Here is a 3,156-nt window from a genome sequence, read left to right as displayed (position 1 = left end):
AGCTCAGGGGACGATAGTAGGTAGTCCTGCATTTTCGTTGAAAGGGCGACCGTTACTTTATATTTGGAATAAAGAGAACCTACCCAGAGTTTTCCTCCCTGCTCTTCAAAATAAAAGCCCCTGGCGTTGAAAAAGGCGATATAGTCCCTTGGGGATTTCTCAAAGGGCGCCTGCATCCGTTCGGCATACCGATGGTAGGCTTTTAGGGCCAAGGTATCATACCGCTCCCTAAAGGTTGGTACCATAGCATTATAGAGTTTTGGGAATACCATGGGCAAAAATAGGGCGGTGGGCCCCGGCTTTATCTCTTTGGCGGATTTGCCGTGCAGCAGCCCTTCCAATAGCTTTTCGTTTTCACGTGCAAAACCAGGAGGTACATACGGGTTTACGCTTGTCTGTAATAAATAACTGCCCAGATCCACTGGTACTTGGTGGAGCTTGGAATTCGCATAGGTCAGGGTGCCCTCATTGTATCGTACGCCCAGACTTTGGACAAGCGCACCAAGGACCTCCCTTTGGTCCAACGTACTAGTGAACAGCCGATCCCTGGCCCGTTGAATAAGGTCGGCCTTCTTTTGCAATTCCTGCTTTTCCTTATTCATGGCGGAGGTATATAGCTTCTCACTAAAAGGATAGTAGTGGGAGGTGATTACCTTCCACAAGGTCCGGTTATCGGTATGTAAGTGTTTCTTAAGGAAGAGAAAGCGCTCCGATTTCATCATTTCCCTAACCAGAACATCTAAAGGAGTTTTAAGGATATGCTCGGAGAACAGGGGTTTGTATCGCAAATCTCGATAGGTCTTTTGGAAGGCTTCCCTCAAGCAGCGTTGGAATTCCAATTCCAATTGCCTGCTGTCCATGTACATTTGGGTGTGTTCGGTTTGGAACAACTCGGGGTTCTCTTGGATGCCTAGACCCCTCCCAATCTCGTCGCTGCGCAACACATAGCCCGATTTATCATAGATGGTGAAATCCACCACCTCTCCCTGATCGTTGTAGTTTAGCCTACAATCGAGCTTTTGATGGGAGTCCAGAACATCTGGGAGGTGCACGGGACGGAGGGTCCTAAATAGTTTATAGGTAGTTTGTACTTGCTTTTCCAGTCGTTTCTTCACCATGGGCAATAGGGCCGATTCCTTATTGCGCTCGAAGACTTGTTGGAGTTTGGGACCGGAGAATTGGGGGTGCACGGTATAGCCGCCAATAAACCGGGATCGGTATCCTTCCTTGGTGGCAATGCCATAAGCTAGCCCTACCCTACCGGAACGCTCCACTACCTTCAGTTGGATATGGTACTTTTCCAGTAGTTTGCCAAGCTCGTCAAAACTCCGCACCTTATGTTTTTGCAGGGTATTGTTCAAGATGTCCTGCATATAGTATCGGACCCCGTTGCTTTCCTTGTGGTTAAACTGGGGCGTTTCCAGTTTGGGAAGCTCCCGGACCGATCTTTTTTCTGGGGAGGGGGAAAGCCCATACTTTTTCTCTAGGTGCTTCTGGGCAGCCATACTCCTTCTATAGTCAAAGGAAAGGTTGATCTGGGTACAATCCTCCCTAATGGTACTAGAGACGATGTGCACGTGTTCGTGCTCGGTATCGTGATGTCGTACCACAATAAAAGGCTGCTCCCCATAGCCCATATACTCCATATAGGCTTTGGCCAGGGCCAAAAAGGTATCATTGTCTAGGTGTTCGCCACGGGGGAGGTTCAGGGTGGCATGTACGTAGCGCTTTTCAGAGGCATGGCGGAAGCCCAAAAAGACAAGTACCTGTTCGAAGACCTTGAGGTTTGTATCCGTATCGGAATAGGTATTGTGGAAGCCGAGAATGGTCGATTCCGGTTTCCCCAGTACGTATTTCAGTACGCCTTGCACTTTGTTACGGTATAGGAGTCGTGCGATCATGATCTTTTTGTTGATTATTATTCCCAAGGGCAGCTTTTCACTTCGCTAGAAGTAGGAGTTTTGCGTAGCGCAAAACATAACTTGCTATCCGTTAAAAACGGATAATCCTATATAAATATAATACATTAAAAAACCAACTTAAAAGACTTATTTACAGTATTTTACGCCTCAAAACCATATGAAGCCATATGAGACCATATAAGACCAGCCCTGGTTTAATATGGTTTTATATTTTATTCGAAAAGATGGTGGGAAAAGGGTTAAATAGGTCGATTACATAGCGAGGGAGAAAAAGGGCAAGGGGTTTTTCGCCCCTTGAGCTTTGGTGCGGGGCCGAGGCTGTCGGGCAAGACTGATGGAGAAATCCTCCCCTAGCGGATGGGTAAAATGTGGGTAGGGAAAAGAATAGGCTCGGAAGGTAGGTCCGATGGCCGCAGGGGCATGGTAAATATTATAAGTTTAATTACTACCTTCTGGGTAAGCAGGCTCTATCAAAAAAAAAGATTTGAGCTTTCAAAAGTTTTAAAGGGAATCCTTAGATCCATCCGAAATTGCCTATTAATCTAAGCGGGAGCTAAAATAAATCCTACTATCATTACTCGTTTCTATAATGACATAATATACCTATACAATTCATAAGCACTCCATAAAATTATTATAATTGCGAATATTCTAGCAAAAAAAAACCTTATATCATAATAATGATCGCTCGTCTCCTTACTAATATAATGGTCTTTTTCTTCAATTTTTCCCGATTTTTTTGTGCATTCCAGTAACCTATTGGAAAAATATAAAAATATTGAACAAATAATTATCATTAATATATACTTAAGATAGCTCATTTTGACAACAATTTTCAGTTATTAATAAATTTTTCAATCAAGTTTATCTTCAAACTTTTATTTTGAAGAAGTATTTGAGTTGATAATGTAGATCCAGGGATTCTTTTTATTAAAATATCCGTGCCTAAGTCAACCCCAAAAGCCCCAATTGTAATCCCACCTTTCGACCAATTGGCGTTTGCTGCTGATTCTAATATAGAACCCGAAAATGAGACTCCGCTTCCAATCCCTGCAATTGGAACCCCAAATCCGGTACCAGCACCTGTCAACGTTAATCCATAGCCTGCTACGGCCATACCGTCCCCGACATTCTGTAACATTATTTCAATTTCTGAACCGTTGACCCGGAGGGTCGTACCCCAATCGATCGAGGTATCGCTTACCCGAAAAGTATATTCTACATTGGCCGTACC

At 44.1% G+C, this 3,156-nt stretch carries 2 protein-coding genes; both read right to left on the bottom strand.

What is annotated here, in order from left to right:
• The coding region (locus tag BV214_RS16325; protein ID WP_086478564.1) for a relaxase/mobilization nuclease domain-containing protein at positions 1-1,901 on the bottom strand (1,901 nt) is incomplete at its 3' end.
• Between the two features lie 856 nt (positions 1,902-2,757).
• Positions 2,758-3,156: hypothetical protein (locus tag BV214_RS16320; protein WP_217868851.1), on the bottom strand; the 399-nt coding region annotated here is incomplete at its 5' end.

Origin of the sequence: Arenibacter amylolyticus (assembly GCF_002150785.1) — a bacterium.
GTDB lineage: Bacteria > Bacteroidota > Bacteroidia > Flavobacteriales > Flavobacteriaceae > Arenibacter > Arenibacter amylolyticus.
This window is presented reverse-complemented; position numbering and strand designations above follow the sequence as displayed.